Origin of the sequence: Actinoallomurus acaciae (assembly GCF_042429965.1) — a bacterium.
Classification (GTDB): domain Bacteria; phylum Actinomycetota; class Actinomycetes; order Streptosporangiales; family Streptosporangiaceae; genus Actinoallomurus; species Actinoallomurus acaciae.
The window spans coordinates 602-1,779 of record NZ_JBHLZP010001072.1 but is presented as its reverse complement, the minus strand read 5'-3'; the positions used below and the strand labels follow the sequence as shown (position 1 = coordinate 1,779).

Genomic DNA, 1,178 nt, shown 5'->3' with positions numbered 1-1,178 from the left:
CTGGGGCGGGTGCTGGACCGTAACCGTGCGGACGTCGGGGTGTTGTCGGTGCCGCTGGAGAGCTTGAACCGGCACACGTTCGTGTGCGGGGCGACCGGCGCCGGCAAGTCCCAGACGGTACGGGGGTTGTTGGAGTCGGCGAGCGCGGCGGGGTTGCCGTGGCTGGTGGTCGAGCCGGCCAAGGCCGAGTACCGGCTGATGGCCGCTCGCCTCCCCGACGCCGAGGTGGTCGCGATCCGGCCGGGTGAGGTGGATGCCATCGCGGCTGGGATCAACCCTCTCGAACCCGCGCGGGACGCCGACGGGCGGGCGTTTCCGCTGCAGACCCACGCCGACCTCGTACGCGCGCTGTTCCTGGCCGCGTTCGAGTCCGACGAACCGTTCCCGCAGGTGCTGTCCGCGGCGCTGACCCGGTGCTATGAACAGCTCGGCTGGGACCTGGCCCTCGGCGAGCCCCGCGTCCCCGGCACCACGCCGCGCTATCCGACGCTGGCGGATCTGCAGGCCGCCGCCGAGCAGGTCGTCACCGAGATCGGGTACGGCAAGGAGATCACCGACAACGTCCGCGGGTTCATCCGCGTCCGCCTGTCGAGCCTGCGGCTCGGCACGACGGGGAGGTTCTTCGAGGGCGGCCACCCCATCGATTTTGAACGCCTGCTGGCCCGCAACGTGGTGTTCGAGATCGAGGATGTGGGTGACGACCGCGACAAGGCCTTCCTGATGGGCACGGTCCTGGTGCGTCTGGTCGAGTACCTGCGGATGCGGCAACGCATGAGTGGCGCCGCGGCAGGGCTGTCGCATCTGAGCGTGTTCGAAGAGGCACACCGCCTGCTGCGCAAGAGCGAGGAGAGCGGGCCGGCGGCGCACGCGGTGGAGATGTTCGCCGGGCTGCTGGCCGAGATCCGCGCGTACGGGGAGGGGCTGATCGTGGCCGAGCAGATCCCCTCCAAGCTCGTGCCCGACGTCATCAAGAACACCGCGGTCAAGATCGTGCACCGGCTGCCCGCCAAGGACGACCGGGACGCGGTCGGCGCCACGATGAACATCACCGATGCCCAGTCCCAGTTCCTGGTGACCCTGCGCCCCGGTGAGGGCGCGGTGTTCACCGACGGCATGGACTACCCCCACCTGGCCCGCATGCCCGACGGCACCACGGCTGAGAACACCCGACCCGCCCG

General features: G+C 70.3%; 1 protein-coding gene. It reads left to right on the top strand.

The features are described from left to right. Positions 1-9: 9 nt before the first annotated feature. On the top strand, positions 10-1,178 hold a 1,169-nt coding region (locus ACFFNX_RS50555), incomplete at its 3' end, for an ATP-binding protein (protein WP_378213641.1).